This window comes from Bradyrhizobium sp. 76 (assembly GCF_023073025.1).
Lineage (GTDB): Bacteria > Pseudomonadota > Alphaproteobacteria > Rhizobiales > Xanthobacteraceae > Bradyrhizobium.
On record NZ_JADPIS010000015.1, the window covers coordinates 201,846 to 219,136 of the forward strand.

Annotated in this window: 14 protein-coding genes and 1 pseudogene; 10 read left to right on the top strand and 5 right to left on the bottom strand. The window is 65.6% G+C overall.

Annotated elements, in window-relative coordinates:
* Positions 1–11: 11 nt before the first annotated feature.
* The gene (locus IVB48_RS01805; RefSeq protein WP_027567411.1) at positions 12–1,376 is read left to right on the top strand and encodes an MFS transporter; all 1,365 of its coding nucleotides are present in this window, start codon (positions 12–14) and stop codon (positions 1,374–1,376) included.
* 8 nt (positions 1,377–1,384) lie between these two features.
* Here IVB48_RS01805 and IVB48_RS01810 read toward each other — a convergent pair whose 3' ends face one another.
* The 3 genes and pseudogenes from IVB48_RS01810 to IVB48_RS01820 form a co-directional block, all read right to left on the bottom strand.
* On the bottom strand, positions 1,385–2,635 hold the full coding sequence (locus tag IVB48_RS01810) for an arsenic transporter (RefSeq protein ID WP_247396900.1): 1,251 nt from the start codon (positions 2,633–2,635) through the stop codon (positions 1,385–1,387).
* Positions 2,636–2,659: 24 nt separating this feature from the next.
* Positions 2,660–3,943 (bottom strand): annotated as a pseudogene (locus tag IVB48_RS01815) (MFS transporter).
* Positions 3,944–4,197: 254 nt separating this feature from the next.
* On the bottom strand, positions 4,198–6,675 hold the full coding sequence (locus IVB48_RS01820) for a PAS domain S-box protein (protein ID WP_247396912.1): 2,478 nt from the start codon (positions 6,673–6,675) through the stop codon (positions 4,198–4,200).
* Between the two features lie 33 nt (positions 6,676–6,708).
* Here IVB48_RS01820 and IVB48_RS01825 point away from each other — a divergent pair, with 33 nt between their 5' ends.
* The 5 genes from IVB48_RS01825 to IVB48_RS01845 all read left to right on the top strand — a co-directional run bounded on the left by IVB48_RS01825 (position 6,709) and on the right by IVB48_RS01845 (position 11,486).
* On the top strand, positions 6,709–6,894 hold the full coding sequence (locus IVB48_RS01825) for a hypothetical protein (protein WP_247396923.1): 186 nt from the start codon (positions 6,709–6,711) through the stop codon (positions 6,892–6,894).
* On the top strand, positions 6,891–7,961 hold the full coding sequence (locus IVB48_RS01830; RefSeq protein WP_247396927.1) for a putative zinc-binding peptidase: 1,071 nt from the start codon (positions 6,891–6,893) through the stop codon (positions 7,959–7,961). Before IVB48_RS01825 ends, IVB48_RS01830 begins: the two co-directional genes overlap by 4 nt.
* Before the next feature lie 184 nt (positions 7,962–8,145).
* The gene (locus IVB48_RS01835) at positions 8,146–10,161 is read left to right on the top strand and encodes an acetyl/propionyl/methylcrotonyl-CoA carboxylase subunit alpha (RefSeq protein ID WP_247396930.1); all 2,016 of its coding nucleotides are present in this window, start codon (positions 8,146–8,148) and stop codon (positions 10,159–10,161) included.
* A gap of 162 nt (positions 10,162–10,323) precedes the next feature.
* Complete coding sequence (locus IVB48_RS01840) at positions 10,324–11,190, top strand: isocitrate lyase/PEP mutase family protein (RefSeq protein ID WP_247396931.1); 867 nt, start codon at positions 10,324–10,326, stop codon at positions 11,188–11,190.
* On the top strand, positions 11,187–11,486 hold the full coding sequence (locus IVB48_RS01845; RefSeq protein WP_247396934.1) for an acylphosphatase: 300 nt from the start codon (positions 11,187–11,189) through the stop codon (positions 11,484–11,486). The genes IVB48_RS01840 and IVB48_RS01845 overlap by 4 nt, the downstream gene beginning before the upstream one ends.
* Before the next feature lie 8 nt (positions 11,487–11,494).
* Here IVB48_RS01845 and IVB48_RS01850 read toward each other — a convergent pair whose 3' ends face one another.
* On the bottom strand, positions 11,495–13,015 hold the full coding sequence (locus IVB48_RS01850; RefSeq protein ID WP_027567405.1) for a PAS domain-containing sensor histidine kinase: 1,521 nt from the start codon (positions 13,013–13,015) through the stop codon (positions 11,495–11,497).
* Positions 13,016–13,167: 152 nt separating this feature from the next.
* Between IVB48_RS01850 and IVB48_RS01855 the strand changes: the two genes are divergently transcribed.
* The 3 genes from IVB48_RS01855 to IVB48_RS01865 are packed head-to-tail and all read left to right on the top strand — an operon-like array spanning position 13,168 to position 15,840.
* A complete protein-coding gene (locus IVB48_RS01855; protein ID WP_247396936.1) occupies positions 13,168–13,725 on the top strand; it encodes a MarR family transcriptional regulator in 558 nt (185 codons plus the stop codon).
* A gap of 16 nt (positions 13,726–13,741) precedes the next feature.
* Positions 13,742–14,407 carry a DUF4166 domain-containing protein gene (locus tag IVB48_RS01860; RefSeq protein ID WP_247396938.1) on the top strand — a complete coding sequence of 222 codons (666 nt, stop codon included), beginning with the start codon at positions 13,742–13,744 and terminating at the stop codon, positions 14,405–14,407.
* Entirely contained in the window at positions 14,404–15,840 is a 1,437-nt protein-coding gene (locus tag IVB48_RS01865; protein ID WP_247396940.1) for a TIGR01777 family oxidoreductase, read from the top strand. The genes IVB48_RS01860 and IVB48_RS01865 overlap by 4 nt, the downstream gene beginning before the upstream one ends.
* Before the next feature lie 12 nt (positions 15,841–15,852).
* On the opposite strand, the gene IVB48_RS01870 is transcribed toward IVB48_RS01865, so the two are convergent.
* Positions 15,853–16,707 (bottom strand): LysR substrate-binding domain-containing protein, encoded by an 855-nt coding sequence (locus IVB48_RS01870; RefSeq protein WP_247396942.1) that lies wholly within the window; start codon positions 16,705–16,707, stop codon positions 15,853–15,855.
* Positions 16,708–16,819: 112 nt separating this feature from the next.
* Here IVB48_RS01870 and IVB48_RS01875 point away from each other — a divergent pair, with 112 nt between their 5' ends.
* A complete protein-coding gene (locus tag IVB48_RS01875; RefSeq protein WP_247396944.1) occupies positions 16,820–17,242 on the top strand; it encodes a 4-oxalocrotonate tautomerase family protein in 423 nt (140 codons plus the stop codon).
* Positions 17,243–17,291 lie beyond the last annotated feature (49 nt).

The window sequence follows — 17,291 nt, forward strand, 5'->3', positions numbered from 1 at the left end:
GAGGACCAAAGATGTCGACGATGGCGATGCCACAACCGACCGCGAGCGAAGCCGCGGTCCGCTATCTCATCACGAACTACAGTCCCAAGGGCAACAAGGTCGGCTGGCTGATGATGGCCTCGATCCTGGTCGAAGCCTGGGACCTCTATTCGATCGCCTTCGTGCTGATCTTCATCAAGGAGCAGTTCAATCCCGATCCGCTGATGCTGGGCCTGGCCGCGGCCGGTACGCAAGGCGGCGCCATGATCGGCGCACTGCTCGGCGGCTGGCTCTCCGACAAGATCGGCCGCCGCGTCATGTTCCTGGTGACGATGGTATTGTTCATCGTGCTGGCGCTGGCGCAGGCCTTCGTGCCCAGCGTCGGCTGGCTCGTCGTGATCCGCTTCCTGCTCGGCATTCCGCTCGGTTCGGACATCTCGACCGGCTACACCTACATCATGGAATCCATGGCCAAGGGTGAGCGCGAAGTCATGGGCAACCGCTGGCAGTTCATGTTCGCGGTCGGCGAAGTCCTGACGATCGGCGTCATCGTGATCTTCCTGCTGCTCGACATTCACCACGAGACGCTGTGGCGGGTGACGCTCGGCCTCGGCGCGCTGCCGGCGCTGATCATCCTGATCATGCGGCACGACGTGCCCGAGACGGCGGTGTGGCTGGTGCAGAAGGGACGCTACCGCGAGGCCAAGCAGGTGGCGCGCGAGATGTTCAACGACGATCTCGCCATGCTGCCGGACCATGACGTGGAGGTGCCCAAGGTCTCCACCCGCGCATTCCTCGCCGACCTCAAGAAGGATCCGATCCGCTGGCGCGCCACGATCTACGGCTGGATCGCCTGCTTCGCGCAAGCTAGCGAGTTCTCGACCTTCGCGTTCTATCTGCCGGTGCTCTTTGTGATGGTCGGCGTGTCGAGCGTGCTCGGCATCAATCTGGTGACGATGGCGCTGTTCTCCTTCGCCGCCGTATCGGGCTGGGTCGGTCCGCTGCTGACGCCGAAGATCGGCCATCGCGGTATCTCGATCGCGGGCTTCTCGATCGTGCTGGTCTCGCTGCTGGTCGCCGCCTTCGCGCTCTACACCGATAACAAGATCCTGCTGCCGTTCGCGGCTGCCGCGATGCTGTGGGGCCATTATTGGGATGCGTCGAACTGCATGACGATCCCGACTATGGTCGCCAAGCCGAAATATCGCGGCACCGCCAGCGGCTTCGCCTACATGTTCGTGAAGCTGCCGTCGTTCCTGGCGATCTTCCTGTTCCCGACGGTGTTCGCTGCGATCGGGCAGGCGAATGCGACGCTGATGGTCGCGATCTTCCCGCTGATCGGATTGCTCGCCGCGATCTTCATCCTGCCGGAAGTCTACGGCTACGAGAACGACTGATCTCGCAACTACCTGATCGCGGCAGCCAATGCCGCGATCAGAGCGGGCGGCGTCACCAGCAGTCCGAGCTTCAGGAACGGCCAGGCGCCGACTTCGATCTTCTCCCGCCGCAGCGCCACCAGCCACAGGATGGTCGCGAGCGAACCGGTCACCGACAAATTAGGCCCGAGATCGACGCCGATCAGGATGGCGCTCACGACCGGCGCGGGCAAATGATCGCTGGCGGCGACTGAGCCTGCAACGAGGCCGACGGGAAGATTGTTGGCGATGTTGTCGGCGATCGCGCTGGCGATGCCGACGCTCCAGGCCGCCTTCGTCACGGATTGACCGACGGCTTCGTGCAGCAGCGCGCTGAGCTGCCCGATCACGCCGGTCTTGATCAGCGCTTCCACCATCACGAACAGCCCGCCGACCAGCGGTAGCACGCTCCAGGAGACGCCGCGCAGCACGGGTAGCGGCGATTGCCGGCTGAGCAGCAGCACGATGGCGGCCGTCGCCACGCCGCAGACGAAGGTCGGCAGGCCCAATTGCTTGTCCAGCGCGGAGGCGGTGACCAGCACGATGCCGATCGCCACGATGCCGATGGCCGTCAGCTTGCCGCCGCGGCCGAGCTTTGGATGCGGCACGCTGCGCGCGATCGTCTCTTCCTTCAGGGCGCGGTGCTGGGTCAGCCGCAGCACGACATAGGTCAGCAGGATCGAGGCCGCCGAGGGCAGGGCGAACAGGCGCAGCCATTCGGTGAGCTCGGGCATATGCGCCCCGAACACGACGAGATTGGCCGGGTTGGAGATCGGCAACACGAAGCTTGCGGCGTTGGCGATGAAGGCGCAGACGAACAGATAAGGCAGCGGCTTGGCGCCGGCCGCGCGCGTCGCGGCATAGACGGCGGGCGTCAGCACGATCGCGGTGGCGTCGTTCGAGAGCAGCACGGTGACGAGCGTGCCGACGATGTAGATCAGCAGGAACAGCCGCTGCGGCGAGCCGCCTGCATATTCCACGGCGAGCGCTGCGAGATAGTCGAACAGGCCTTCGAGCCGCGCCAGCTCGGCGATCAGCATCATGCCGATCAGGAAAAGATAGACATCGACGCCTTTCTCGATGCCCGTGAGCGCATCCCGCCACGGCAGCAAGCCGAGCAGCACCAGTGCGCCGGCGCCGATAACGGCCCAGATCGCCTCCGGCAGGCGAAAGGGCCGTATGATGACGCCTGCGGTCGCGGCGACGATGATGCTCCAGGCCAGGATGGCGTCAGACGGCACGGTCGATCCTTGAGATGTGTCGGTTCATTCGGCAGCGATAGCCGAAGCCACCGCCGCTGTCTTCCCCCGGGGGCGCGGACCGCCATCTGCGATTTGCCGCGTCTCGGGTAGCGCGACAAAACAGACGGCGGCGCCGATTGCGGCCACCGCGCCAAGCGTGATGAAGGCCGCACTGTAGCCCGCGCCAACCACGACAAAGCCGGCGAGCGTCTTCGACAGCGCCGCCCCGATGCTCTGGGCGGTGATGATGGCGCCTTGCGCGACGTTGAACCGGCCGGTGTTGCGCATGAGGTCGGCGACGATGACGGGAAAGATCGCGCCAAAAATGCCGGCGCCGAAGCCGTCGAGAAGCTGCACGCCGACCAGCCAGAACGGATTGTCCGAAAGCGTGTAGAGCGCTCCCCGGAGCGGCAGGATCAGGAGCGCGGCTAGGAAGAAGCGCTTGTGGCCCCAGCGGTCGGCCTTCGCGCCCACCAGCATCGCGAACGGCACCATCACCAATTGCGCCGCGACGATGCAGGCCGACATCAGGCTGGTGCCCATGTTCTTGTCTTGCAAGGCGAGCTTTTGGCCGACCAGCGGCAGCATCGCGGCGTTGGAGAGATGAAAGAGCAGGACGCAGATCGCAAACACCAGCAGAGGACGGCAGGTCAGGAGTACGCTGAGAGCGGAGGCACGTTCAGGCTGCTCGTCCGCATCGGCGTCGTCGAGCCCGCGGGCAAGATCGTCATCGATGGCGCGGGCGGGGATTGCGAGGATGCTGACGAGGCTCGCGATCGCCATGGCGCCGAGAAGGTAGAACACGACAGTCGGTCCGAACCAATAGGCGGAGAGACCTGCGAGCCCGGCCGCGACAGCATTGCCGGCGTGATTGAGCGTCTCGTTGCGGCCGATCCGCCGGGTGAAGGCGGCATGGCCGAAGATGCCGAGCGAGACCGCGGCGATCGCCGGCGGAAACACCACGGCGGCGGCCTGCGCGATGCCTTGGGAGATCGCGACCGGCATGAAGCTGGGAAACAACGGCAGCGACAGCGAGGCGATCGTGACCATAATCGCGGCGATCACCATCACCAGCCGCTTGGACCGCGTCGCATCGACCGGCGCGCCGGCCGGCGTCTGCGCCACGATGCCCGCGATCGTCGCAATCGACATGACGAGGCCGATGCGCGCCTCGTCCCACCGCTACATAGACGGCGAGATAAGGCCCGAGCCCGTCGCGGACGTTGGCGAGAAAAAATTCGCTGCATCCAACGCGCGGCCGGCACGCCTCGCCTGATCGGGGCCTTGATCGCGATTCTGGCTCGACATCGGTCCCTCGATCAAGGCTCAAATTCACCCCGGCAGCAACCGTTGTGATGCCGCCCTGGTTCCGCGCATCGGAGGGCTCCTCAAAAGTCGATTGCCGGCAGCACCGCGCCGGCGCCAGCGTGGTGGGGCCGAGTTTCAGCCGATGAATATCCGATGGGATGCCATTCAGCGGTCGTTATGCGGGCAACCGCACCCTAACATCCCGCCGTCGTCCCGGCCTGCGCCGGGATGACGTAGCGTTCTTGGATTTACACTCACCGCGTCACCGATGGCTTTGCCGTGATCGCCTTGCGCAGGATGCGCGACAGCAATTCCACCGAATACGGCTTCTGGATCAGCTCGAATCCGCGATCGGCGTTCTCGGCGAGAACGTTGCTGTAACCAGAGGTGAGCACGACGGGCAGGCCTGGATAGCGTTCGCGGATGATGCCGGCGAGCTCGACGCCGTTCATGCCGGGCATGATGACGTCCGAGAAGACGAGGTCGACGGCGAACTCGTTCTCGCCGAGGATGGCGAGCGCCGCATTGGCGTTGGCGGCGCGGCGGACGACATAGCCGAGGTCTTCCAGCAGCTCCGTGGAGAAGCGGCCGACCTCGTCGTCGTCTTCCACCACGAGCACGCGATAGCCGCGCCCGGTGGCCGCGGCCTCATAGGTCAGCGCCGCTGCTTCCTGAGCTGTCGCGGGGCTTTGCGCCCGCGGCAGATAGATGGTGAAGGTAGCGCCTTCACCATGCGTGCTCGTCACGGCGATGTCGCCCTCGGACTGCTTTGCGAAACCGAAGGCCTGGCTCAGGCCGAGGCCGGTGCCCTTGCCGACCTCCTTGGTGGTGAAGAACGGCTCGAAGATCGCCTCGATGTTTTCGGGCGCGATACCGCTGCCGGTGTCGGCGACCGAGATCGCGACATAGTCGCCGCCGCGCGCCGATTGCGCGCGCAGGTTAGGGATGCCCTGGACTTTCCGGACCGCAATGGTGAGACGGCCTTCGCCGTCCATCGCGTCGCGGGCGTTGATGGCGAGGTTGATCAGCGCGGTCTCGAATTGCGCGATATCGGCGACCGTGAAGCAGTCGCCATCGTGAACCTCCACCGCGATTTCAATGCGGCCACCGACCAGCGGCCGGACCAGTTGCGCGACGCCTTCAACCTGGCTGCCGACGTTGAAGATCTGCGGTTTCAGCGGCTGCCGGCGCGCAAACGCCAGCAACTGGGCGGTCAGCTTGGAGGCACGTTCGACGGTGTCGGAGATGGCATCGACATAGCGGCGGCGGCGCTCCTCCGGCAGCTCGCGGCGGCGCAGGAAATCGGTGGCCGAGCGGATGATGGTGAGCAGATTGTTGAAGTCGTGCGCGACGCCGCCGGTGAGCTGGCCGATCGCCTCCATCTTTTGCGATTGCCGCAACGCTTCCTCGCCGCGGCGGCGCTCGGTGATGTCGACAGCCTCGGGCACTGCGCCGGTGATGTTGCCGTGGCGGTCGAGCACCGGGCGCATGCCGAACTCGAAATCGCGCTCGCCGATGGGAAGGCGCAGGCGCATCTCCAGCCGCACGGCTTCGCCCTTGAGCACGGTGTCGAAGGCCTCGCGCACCCGCGCGTTCATGCCCTCCGTCGTGCTGAACCAGGGCGTCTGCCACAACGGCTTTCCAATCACGTCCGCAGGGCTCGCCTTGATGGCGTCGAGCACGGTCGTGTTGGCGTAAAGCAGCTCGCCCCTGAGATTGACGAGGCCCTGGTATTGGTTGCTGGTCTCCAGGATCGCGCGCAGCCGCGCCTCGTTGGATTCGAGCTCGGCGGTGCGCTCGACGATGCGCTCTTCCAGCGTCTCGTTGAGCTGCCGCAGCTCGATTTCGGCCTGCTTGGCCACCGTGATGTCATGGGCCACGCCGATGAAGCCGATATGCCTGCCGGTCGGGTCCCAGCGCGGCTGCGATTCCGAACGCAGCCAGCGCCATTCGCCGTCGGCGTTCTTGTAGCGGGCTTCCAGCACGAACGGCTTGAGCGATGCTTCACCCTGGACGGACTGCTGCAGCACATGCGGCAGGTCGTCCGGATGCAGCACCTTGCGCCAGTCGAAGGAGATGGCCTGGTCATAGGGCAGGCCGACGAAATCGACATAGGCCTGGTTGGCGAAGGACCGCGTGCGGTCGAGTTTGGTGACCCAGATCGGCACCGGCGCGCTGTCGGCGATCAGCCGGAAGCGCTCCTCGCTCTCGCGCAGGGTCTCGCGCACCAGCATCTGGTCGGTGACGTCGATATGGGCGCCGACGAGGCGGAGGGCGTGGCCGCCACCGTCGCGCTCGATCTTGGCAACGACTCGGATCCAGCGGGTCTCGCTGTCGCTGGGACGGATGATGCGGTATTCGGCGGTGTAGTCCTCGCTGCTGCCGGACAGCGCATCGATGAAGTGCTTCACCGTAGCGTCCCGGTCGTCCGGATGAATGCGATTGATCCAGTCCTCGTGCGACTCGTCGGCGGCTTCCGGCGGCAGGCCGTGGAGCATCAGATATTCCGGCGAACGGCGGTTCTTGAAGCCTTCGCGGAAGTCGACTTCGAGACCGCCGACCTTGCCGATGCGCTGGATGCGCGCAAGCTCAGCTTCGCGTTCCTGGAGCGCGCGATAGGCGTTGTCGCGCTCGCGCGCGACGTCTTCCAGGTGCTGGCGCAGCCTTTCGGCGGCGATGGTCTCGGGCAAAGGATCGTTCAAGGCGTTGGCCGGGGTGATGCGAGAGCGCACGTGGCGGACGGATATTCACACAGACGAAGCGTGATGGCCATTGCCCAAAGGGTATATGGAAAGAAAGACGTCGCCGAATGCAGTGTGGTGGGCATGAAAGAACGCCGGGTCTGGCTATTTGTTCCGAACCTTGGAACGATGAGCCCTCCGCGCGCGTATCCGCGAGACGCCACAACTTTCATTCATAAAAACTCGCTTCCCGAAGAGGCTAAATCTTGAAGCTTTTTGTCTGCCAAGCCTGCGGCAACGTCATCTATTTCGAGAACCGCGCCTGCGAGCGCTGCGGCCACCGCGTCGCGTTCCTGCCGGAGAAGGAGACGATGTCGGCGATGGAGCCCGACGGAGAGGCCTGGAAGACGCTGGCGACCAAGGGCGAAAGCCGCATGCTGTGCAGCAATGCCGAGCATGATGCCTGCAACTGGCTGACTGACGCGGGCGACACTACCGGCTACTGCCGCGCCTGCCGCCATAACGGCGTCGTGCCGGACTTGTCGGATCCGGCGCAACTCGCCGGCTGGCGCGAGCTGGAGATGGCGAAGCACCGGCTGTTCTATTCCCTGATCCGTTGGAAGCTGCCGCTCCAGACCCGGCAGGACAATCCCGAACATGGCCTGATCTTCAATTTCCTCGCCGACGATCCGCAGAGCGGGCAGAAGGTCCTGACCGGTCACGACAACGGCCTGATCACGATCGCGCTGACCGAGGCCGACGACATCGAGCGCGAACGGCGCAGGCTGGAGATGGGCGAGCCCTACCGGACGCTGCTCGGGCATTTCCGCCACGAGGTCGGGCACTATTTCTGGGACGTGCTGGTGCGCGACGGCGGCAAGCTGGACGAATGCCGTGCCGTGTTCGGCGACGATTCCGCCGATTACGGCCAGGCCTTGCAGCGCCACTATGCCGAAGGCGCCCCGCCGGACTGGCAGCAGAACTACGTTTCTGCCTACGCGACGACGCATCCGTGGGAGGATTTCGCCGAGACCTGGGCGCACTATCTTCACATCGTCGACACCCTGGAGATGGCCAGCGAGTTCGGCATGGAGGTGCGCCCCAAGGTCGATCGCGACGGGGAGTTGACGACGCGCATCCGCTTCAACCCTTACGAAGCAAGGGACGTCGAGGCGATCGTCAACGCATGGCTGCCCTTCACCTTCGCCATGAACAGCGTCAACCGCGCCATGGGCATGCGCGACCTCTATCCGTTCATCCTCTCGCCGGTCGTCGTCGAGAAGCTCGGCTTCATTCACGGCCTGGTCCGGAATGTGGGCAAGGCCGGGAAGCCGTAGGCCGCCCAGGGGCCCGCCAGACCCGTTTCGGTCTAGCTTTGGTCTTGCGCTGGTACGCCAGAGGACCCGGATTTTGACCGTTGCCTCCGGCCTATTTTGATGTACCACGGGAGCCACACGGCCCGTCCCATAGGCTCCAACGGCCAGGGAAGGGTCCCGCCCAAGGTCGAGACTCAAGAAAAGCATGTTCAAACGCATTCTGATCGCCAATCGCGGCGAAATCGCCTGCCGGGTCATCAAGACCGCTCGCCGCATGGGAGTTCAGACGGTCGCGGTCTATTCCGAGGCCGACCGCGACGCCCTCCATGTCGAGATGGCCGACGAGGCCGTGCTGATCGGCCCGCCGGCTGCGGCCGAGAGCTATCTGGTGATCGAGAAGATCGTGGAGGCCTGCCGCAAGACCGGCGCCGAGGCCGTGCATCCCGGTTACGGCTTCCTGTCCGAGCGTGAGGCGTTTCCGCGCGCGCTGGAGGCGGCCGGCATCGTCTTCATCGGCCCCAACCCGGGCGCGATCGCGGCGATGGGCGACAAGATCGAATCCAAGAAGGCCGCCGCGAAGGCGAAAGTCTCGACCGTGCCCGGCTATCTCGGCGTCATCGAGGACGCCACGCACGCGGTCAAGATCGCCGACGAGATCGGTTATCCCGTGATGATCAAGGCCTCCGCCGGCGGCGGCGGCAAGGGCATGCGCATCGCGCATTCGACCTCCGAGGTCGCAGAGGGTTTCAACCTCGCCAAGGCCGAGGCCAAGGCCTCGTTCGGCGACGACCGGGTCTTCATCGAGAAGTTCATCGTCGACCCCCGCCATATCGAGATCCAGCTGCTGGGCGACAAGCACGGCAACGTGATCTATCTCGGCGAGCGCGAATGCTCGATCCAGCGCCGCAACCAGAAGGTCATCGAGGAAGCGCCGTCGCCGCTGCTCGACGAAGCCACCCGCCGCAAGATGGGCGAGCAGGCGGTCGCACTCGCCAAGGCGGTGAATTACGACTCCGCCGGCACCGTCGAATTCGTCGCGGGGCAGGACAAGAGCTTCTACTTCCTGGAGATGAACACGCGCCTCCAGGTCGAGCATCCCGTCACCGAGCTCGTCACCGGCGTCGACCTCGTCGAGCAGATGCTCCGCGTCGCCGCCGGCGAGAAGCTCGCGATCACGCAGAAGGACGTCACGCTGACGGGCTGGGCAGTGGAGTCGCGCCTCTACGCCGAGGACCCGTTCCGCAACTTCCTGCCCTCGATCGGTCGCCTCGTGAAATACCGTCCGCCGGCGGAAGCGAGCCAGGACGGCATCACCGTGCGCAACGACACCGGCGTGCAGGAGGGCGGCGAGATCTCGATCCATTACGATCCGATGATCGCCAAGCTCGTCACCCACGCGCCGTCGCGCGCGGCCGCGATCGAGGCGCAGGCCACCGCGCTGGACTCGTTCTATGTGGACGGCATCCGACACAACATCCCGTTCCTGTCGGCGCTGATGCATCATCCGCGCTGGCGCGAAGGCCGGCTCTCCACCGGCTTCATCGCCGAGGAATTCCCCAAGGGCTTTGCCGTGCGCGTGCCGGAGGGCGAGGTCGCACGGCGGCTTGCCGCGGTCGGCGCCGCCATCGATCACGTGCTGGGCGAGCGCAAGCGGCAGATCTCGGGTCAGATGGGCGGCCGCATCGTGCAACGCGAGCGTCGCCGTGCGGTCTGGCTCGACCGCCAGGAGATCCTGCTGGAAGTCGCGCGCGAGGGCGAGGCGGTCGCGGTGCGTTTCGTCGATGCCGACGGCAAGGCCGGCAATCCGCATCTGTTGCAGTCGGCGTGGAAGCCGGGCGATCCGGTCTGGCAGGGCACCATCGACGGGCACGTCGTGGCGGTGCAGGTGCGCCCGATCGCGAACGGCATCCGCCTCGCGCATCAGGGCGTCGAGGTGCCGGTCTATGTCTGGACCGAAGCGGAAGCTGCCTCGGCGCGGCTGATGCCGGTGACCACGGCTGCCGACACCGGCAAGAAGCTGCTTTGTCCGATGCCCGGCCTCGTGGTCTCGATCGCGGTGATCGAAGGGCAGGAGGTCAAGGCCGGCGAGACGCTCGCGGTGGTCGAAGCCATGAAGATGCAGAACGTTCTGCGCGCCGAGCAGGACGGCACGGTGAAGAAGATCCACGCCAGCGCCGGCGCGACGCTCGCGGTGGACGCGCTGATTTTGGAATTTGCGTAACGTCATTGCGAGGAGCACCGGGTCCGCGCGAAGCGCGGCCCGATGACAGGCTCCGCGACGAAGCAATCCAGTCTGTCTCTGCGGATGCATTTCTGGATTGCTTCGCTTCGCTCGCAATGACGGAGTATGCTGCGGCCCCCGTGACCTAACCGAGACATCACCATGGCCTTTCGTTCCCGCCGCGAAAAACTGCGCTCGATCCTGTCGGGCGGGATTTGCGTCCATCCCGGCTCGGTCTACGATGCCATCTCGATCCGCATCGCCGAGGATCTCGGTTTCTCGCTCGGCATGTTCGGCGGCTCGGTGGCTTCGCTCGCGGTGCTCGGCGATCCCGACATCACGCTGATCACGCTCACCGAGCTTGCCGAGCAGATGCGGCGGATGTCGCGTGCGGCGGCACTTCCGGTGCTGGTCGATGCTGATCACGGCTATGGCAACGCGCTCAACGTGCGCCGCACGGTGCAGGAGCTGGAGACGGCGGGTGCCGCCGGCCTCACCATCGAGGACACGCTGTTGCCGGCCGGCTTCGGCGAAGCGAAGACGCAGCTGATCTCGCTGGAGGAGGGCGTCGGCAAGATGAAGGCGGCACTCGACGGCCGCGGCGACCCCTCGCTCGTCATCATGGGCCGCACCGGTGCGGCCTCGATCACCTCGATCGACGATGCGATCCGCCGCGCCAGGGCTTATGAGGCCGCCGGCGTCGATGCGCTGTTCTTCACCGGCATCAAGTCGCGCGCCGAGCTCGAGGCGATCGCATCCGCCACGCGCCTGCCGATCGTGCTCGGCGGCGCGCCGGAGGAGTTGAACGTGCTCGAATACCTCGCTGGCCAGCGCGTGCGCATCGCGCTTCAGGGCCACGCGCCCATCGCGGCCGCAACGCAGGCGGTCTACGAGACGCAGAAGGCGCTGCGCGACGGCACTGCGCCCAAGAATCTCAAAGGCCTCCCGTCGTCGGACTTGACCAGCCGGCTCACGCGCGAGGCCGACGTCAAGGCGCGCAGCGCCCTTGTCCTCGGACTGACAAAATGAGCCAGGCGATCCTCCAGGTCATGATCCGCGGTCGCGTGCAGGGCGTCGGCTATCGTGCCTGGCTCGAGCATCAGGCGACGACCTGCGGCCTCGAAGGCTGGGTCCGCAACCGCCGCGACGGCAGCGTCGAAGCGCTGTTCGCAGGGCCGCCGAAGCACGTCGCCGACATGGTGGCGCTGTGCCGCCACGGCCCGCCGTCCTCGCGCGTCGACAGCGTCACCAGCGAGACGGCCGACGTCGATGAGCTGAACTTGCGCCGGGCGGGCGAGGCGTTCTCGGTGTTGCCGACGGTGTAGCTAAGAAATCACCGCGGCAGCTTGGCGATCGCTTCGCTCAATTCGTGGATCTCGTAGGGCTTGCGCAGGATCGGGAAATCGCCGCGCACGCCTGCGGCGACTTCGCTGTAGCCGGTGGCGAGCAGGATCGGCAGGCCGGGACGGATCTGGCGGAGGTGATGGGCGAGGCTGAGCCCGTCCATCTTGCCGGGCATGACGATATCCGAGAACACGAAGTCGACGCCGTTCTTCTCGATCTCGCTCAAGGCGGCTTCGGCGTCCGCGACGCGACGCACCTGATAGCCGAGCTGCTCCAGAAGACCGATGCTGACGGCGGCGACGTCCGGATTGTCCTCGACCAGCAGCACCGTGCCGCTGCCTTGGAACGCCGGTTCTCCCGCCGCCTCGCGCGATGGCTCGTCTTCTCCGCGCGGCAAGAGGATGGTGAAGGTCGTGCCCTTGCCGAGCGCGCTCGCGACCCGGATCGTGCCGCCGGCCTGATGGGCGAAGCCGTGCACCTGGGAGAGACCGAGGCCCGTGCCCTTTCCGATCGGCTTGGTCGTGAAGAACGGCTCGAAGATCTTGTCGAGAACGTCGGAGGGAATGCCAAGGCCGGTATCGCTGACGTCGATCGCGATGAATTCGCCCACGAGGGGGTCCTCGTCGAGCACGAGATTGCGCGCTGCGATCGTCACCGTGCCGCCGTCGGGCATCGCGTCGCGGGCATTGATGACGAGGTTGAGCAGCGCGGTCTCGAGCTCGGAAACGTCGGTCCTGATCGGCCAGACGTCGCCGCTGACGTCGAAAGCAAGGCGCACGGAGCTGCCGACGCCGGCATCGAGCACCTCGCGGATCGCCGCGATGCGGTCGGCGAAGTCGATCGCCTGCGGATTGACGCTCTGCCGCCGGGCGAAGGTAAGGAGCTGGTTGGTCAGCGCGGCGCCACGCCTGGTGGCGGTCTCGATGGCCGAGATCGCGCGCTGAAGCTTGGCTTCGTCGTCGGCCCCTCGCTTCAGCATGTGGAGGCTGCCGCTGATGATCATCAGGAGATTGTTGAAGTCGTGGGCGACCCCGCCGGTGAGCTGGCCGAGCGCATCGAATTTCTGGGATTCGGCGAGCTGCTTCTGCATCGCCTCGAGCTTGATCTGGGTATTGCGGCGCTCGGTGATGTCGCGCGTGATCTTGGCGAAGCCGACCAGCTTGCCGTCCTCGTAGATGGGATCGATCACGACGCTCGCCCAGAAGAAGGTGCCGTCCTTGCGGACGCGCCAGCCTTCCTCCTCGTAGCGGCCCTTGTCCCGCGCGATGCCGAGCGCACGGGCGGGCTTGCCGTTGGCGCGGTCGGTCTCGGTGTAAAAACGGGAAAAGTGCTGGCCGAGGATCTCCCCGGGCGAATAGCCCTTGATGCGCTCGCCGCCGATGTTCCAACTGGTGATGATCCCGGTGGGATCCAGCATGTACAGGGCGTAGTCCGCGACCCCTTCAACCAACAGGCGGAAACTGCGTTCACTCTCGAACAAGTCTCTCTGCTGACTGAACTTCTCGACCATTCCCGGACCCTGCCTTAACGGGAGCAAACGCCGCAGATGGCGGATTGTTCCCCGAGTTTGGAACCTTTTTAAGCAATATTGCGAGCCCGTATGCAGCACGCAAGCCAGCGGATGCTCTTGACAGCCGATCCTATCCGTCAGATATTTCTGTTATGGCAGAAACAACCGGAAGAAAGAAACTCCCAGCCGCCGTCGAGCGCTTCATCCTGCATTGGGGTGACATGGGAGACGAGTGGGGCGTCAATCGCTCGGTCAGCCAGATCCACGGGCTGCTCTATCTGGCCGAGGCGCCGATGACGGCCGAGGACATCGCCGACACCCTCGGCATGGCCCGCTCCAACGTCTCCAACTCGCTCAAGGAGCTGCTTGCCTGGAACCTGATCCGGCGCGTCCCGATTCTCGGCGATCGCCGCGACCATTACGAGGCCGAGACCGACATCTGGGAGGTCGCGGCCAGGATCGCGGCGCGGCGCAAGGAGCGGGAGCTTGATCCGGCGATCACAGCGCTCAGAGCCTGCGTGTCCGATGCCGCCGACGATCCGACCATCAATCCGGTCGCGAGCAAACGGCTGAAGGAGATGCTCGCCTTCACGGAGCTCGCCGACCACTGGTTCATGCAGATGCTGAAGGTGCCGCGGCCGCGGCTGGCCGCCTTGATGCGGCTCGGTGAGAAGATCGTCAATCTGCTGCCGCTGGGCAAGGCCAAATAGGTTTGAGGAGGGTGCGATGACGTCGGCAAGATTATCAGGCTCCAACGCGTCGACCTTCGCTCACACGAAACTGCTCGATGATCGCCGCTTCCGTGCGCTGCTGTCGGATGAGGATTGGGGCCGGCTGCCGCTGGCGACCTGGCGACGTTTTTCGAAACGCGTCGCCGACGGCGACAGCGTCGTCTATGTCGGTGTGGTCGATGAGATCGGCTTCAGCGACATCGGCTGGTGGTTCGCCCAAGCCGTGCGCCTGATCGGCGGTCCGCTGCCGACCGGGCGCGACACCGGCGTCCCCATCATCGTCACGGTGACCGAAGACGCCGGAGGCGGCGGCCAGACCTGGACCCGCATCTGCGCGCGCAATCGCGGCTTTCCGCAAGTGATCCATTCCGCCAAACGTTTTGCCGGCCCGACCGGGCTGGAAGAATATGTCGGCTTCGGCGTCTCGATGGCGCTCCGCATCGCGGTCGAGGACCAGGCGCTAACGTTTCGCAGCGCCGGCTACGGGCTCCAGTTTGGGCGCCTGTGGATTCCCCTGCCACGATGGCTGACGCCGGGCGAACTCACGGTGACACACAGCGATCTCGGCGAGGGCGCCTTCCGCTTTACCCTCGATGTCATTCATCCGCGTTACGGCGCGCTGATCCACCAGTCCGCAATGTTCAGGGAGGCCGTGTCATGACACAGCTCATGTGGACGCTCATCGCCATCCAGATCGTGATGGGCGTGTTCGACACCTTCTATCACCACGAATTCACCGAGCGCCTGGCCTGGCGTCCGTCGCAGCGTTTCGAATTGAAGCTGCACGGCATTCGCAACATGCTTTATGCGCTGCTGTTCCTCGTGCTCGGCTGGCTCGAAGTCCATGGCGCGCTGGCGCTGCTGATCGTCGCGGTGCTGGTCGCCGAGATCGTCATCACACTGATGGATTTCGTCGAGGAGGATCTCAGCCGAAAACTGCCGCCGAGCGAGCGGATCAATCACACGCTGCTCGCGATCAATTACGGCGCCATCCTGGTGTTGCTGTTGCCGGTGCTGATCGATTGGGCCACGCAGCCCCTCGGCGTGATGGTCGTGTATCAGGGCCTGCTCAGCGTTGCCGCGACGGCGTGTGCGGTCGGCGCCGCGCTGTGCGGTGTCAGGGATTTTGCGGCGATGCGCCGGCTCAGCCGCATGAGAAGCGCTCCCGCGCACGGGCTCGTCGAAAAGCTGTCCGGCCGCAAGACGGTGCTGATATCAGGCGCCACCGGCTTCATCGGCAGCCGCCTCGCAGCGAGCCTCAGCGGAGCAGGGCATCACGTCATTGCGCTGATCCGCAATCCCGCCATGGCCGAGATGCTGCCGCCGCCGGTCACTTTGATCACGAGCCTTGATCAGATCGCCTCGGACGCGCCTGTCGACGCTGTCGTCAATCTCGCCGGCGAGCCGATCGGCAACGGCCTGTGGACCGAGGCGAAGCGCGCGAAGATTCTCGGCTCGCGCATCGACATGACCGGCGAGATCGTCAAGCTGATCGCGCGGCTCGAACGCAAGCCCGAGGTGCTCGTCAGCGGCTCTGCGATCGGCTGGTATGGCCTGTGGGCCGACCAGGTGCTGACGGAATCGGCGAAGTCGCACGCCTGCTTCAGCCACGAGCTCTGTGCGGCCTGGGAGGCGGCGGCGCGGCCGGCGGAGGAGCTCGGCGTCCGCGTGGTCAATTTGCGCATCGGCCTCGTGCTCGGCACCGAAGGCGGCTTCATCACGCGCTTGCTGACGCCGTTCGAGTTTGGGCTCGGCGGTCCCATCGGCAACGGGCGGCAGTGGATGTCCTGGATCGAGCGCGACGATCTGATCCGGCTGATCGCCTATGTGATGGCGACGCCCGATCTCGCCGGCCCCGTCAACGCCACCGCGCCGATCCCTGTCACCAACGCAAAGTTCAGCGAGGAGCTAGGCCGCCGTCTGCATCGGCCCGCGGTGTTCCGGATTCCCGGCGGCCTGCTGGGCCGGATCGGCGGCGGTTTCGCCGACGAGCTCCTGCTCGGCGGTCAGCGCGTGCTGCCCAGCAAGGCGCTAAGCCGCGGTTTTGTGTTCCGGCACGAGACGCTGCGCAGTGCGTTCGAAGCAATCTTGTAAAGCCGTGCGGCGTCAGATCGCCGCCACGCTCCGGAATGTTGCCGCGACTGCGCGCAGCGCCGCCAGCTTGGCGGGATCGCTGACCTTGGAATGTAGTATCACCTTCGAGCTGCCGAGTTTCGGCAGCTTGTGGGTCGGCCCGATGTCGACCAGCCCGGGGGGCGCGATCCGTCGCGCCAGCGGCGCGATTGCAAGTCCGGCGAGCGCGGCTGCAACCACGGCGGTGACACCGCCGCCGACGAAGCGCTCACGCCATTTCAGGCCAGCCTTATCGAGCGCGCGCACGGCGATGGCGCGGACCCCACAGGGCGGGGCGAGCGTCGCGAGCGGCAAAGGCTGCCCCTTTGGCACTGTGAAGCGTCGTGACGCGAACCAGCCGAACTCGTCCTCGGCCAGCTTCTCGCCGCCGCGCCGGCTGCCTTCCTGGCGCACGATCACCGCATCCAGTTGGCCCGAATCATAGGCCTCCTGCATCTCGCGGGAGAAGCCGATGGTGACGGCGAGCGTGAGGTTCGAGGACATCGCATGCAGGCGTTCGAGCAGCGGTACCAACTCCGGGCCCGCGGCATGGTCGGAGATGCCGAGCGAGAGCGACTGCGCGACTGACCCCTCGCCCGACAGCGCGCAATCATGCGCCGCGATGAGCGCGCGGGCGCGCTCGAGGAACGCTGCGCCATCCGCGGTAAGACGGACCGCGCGCGGCGAGCGCTCGACGAGACGTTTTCCCAGCAGCGTCTCCAGCCGTTGCAGCTTGAGGCTGACGGCCGCCTGGGTCGTGCCAAGCGCTTCGGCGGTCCGCGTAAAGCTCTGGAGGTCGGCAACCAGCAGGAAGGCCTGGACGGTGGCGATGTCGAGCGTTGCTGTCATTATTATCTCTTATCACTGGTATCAACAGAGATAAGATACCAAAATGTCGAGGGCGGGTCTAGCTTCTCACCAACGCCGCGCAACACCTGCGCGACATCCGAGGAGAACGACCATGCCGCTGATCACCGTGTCCTACACCACCTCCCGCCAGTCGCCCTTGCTGAAGGCCGACATCGCGAGCGCCGTGTCCGAGCTCACCGCAAAAATCCTGCACAAGGATCCTGAGGTCACGGCCATCATCGTGAAGTCGGTGGAGGCGGCCGACTGGTTCGCCGGTGGCAAGTCGCTCGCAGAGCAAAAGCTCGCGAGCTACTGGATCGACATCCACGTCAGCGAAGGCACCAACACCAAGGACGAGAAGGCCGCCTATCTCGCCGCGATGTTCCAGCGCATGGCCGGGATCCTGGGCCCGCTGCATCACGAGACCTATCTGCATGTCGACGAGGTCAAGGGCGATGCCTACGGCTTTGGCGGCCTGACCCAGGAGCGGCGCTACGTCGCCGGCAAGCTCGAGGTTTCGCCGGAGAAGGCGTGAAACCGTGGACCGCGGGTGAACGATCTCACCCGCGGCCTGAACCGGCGGC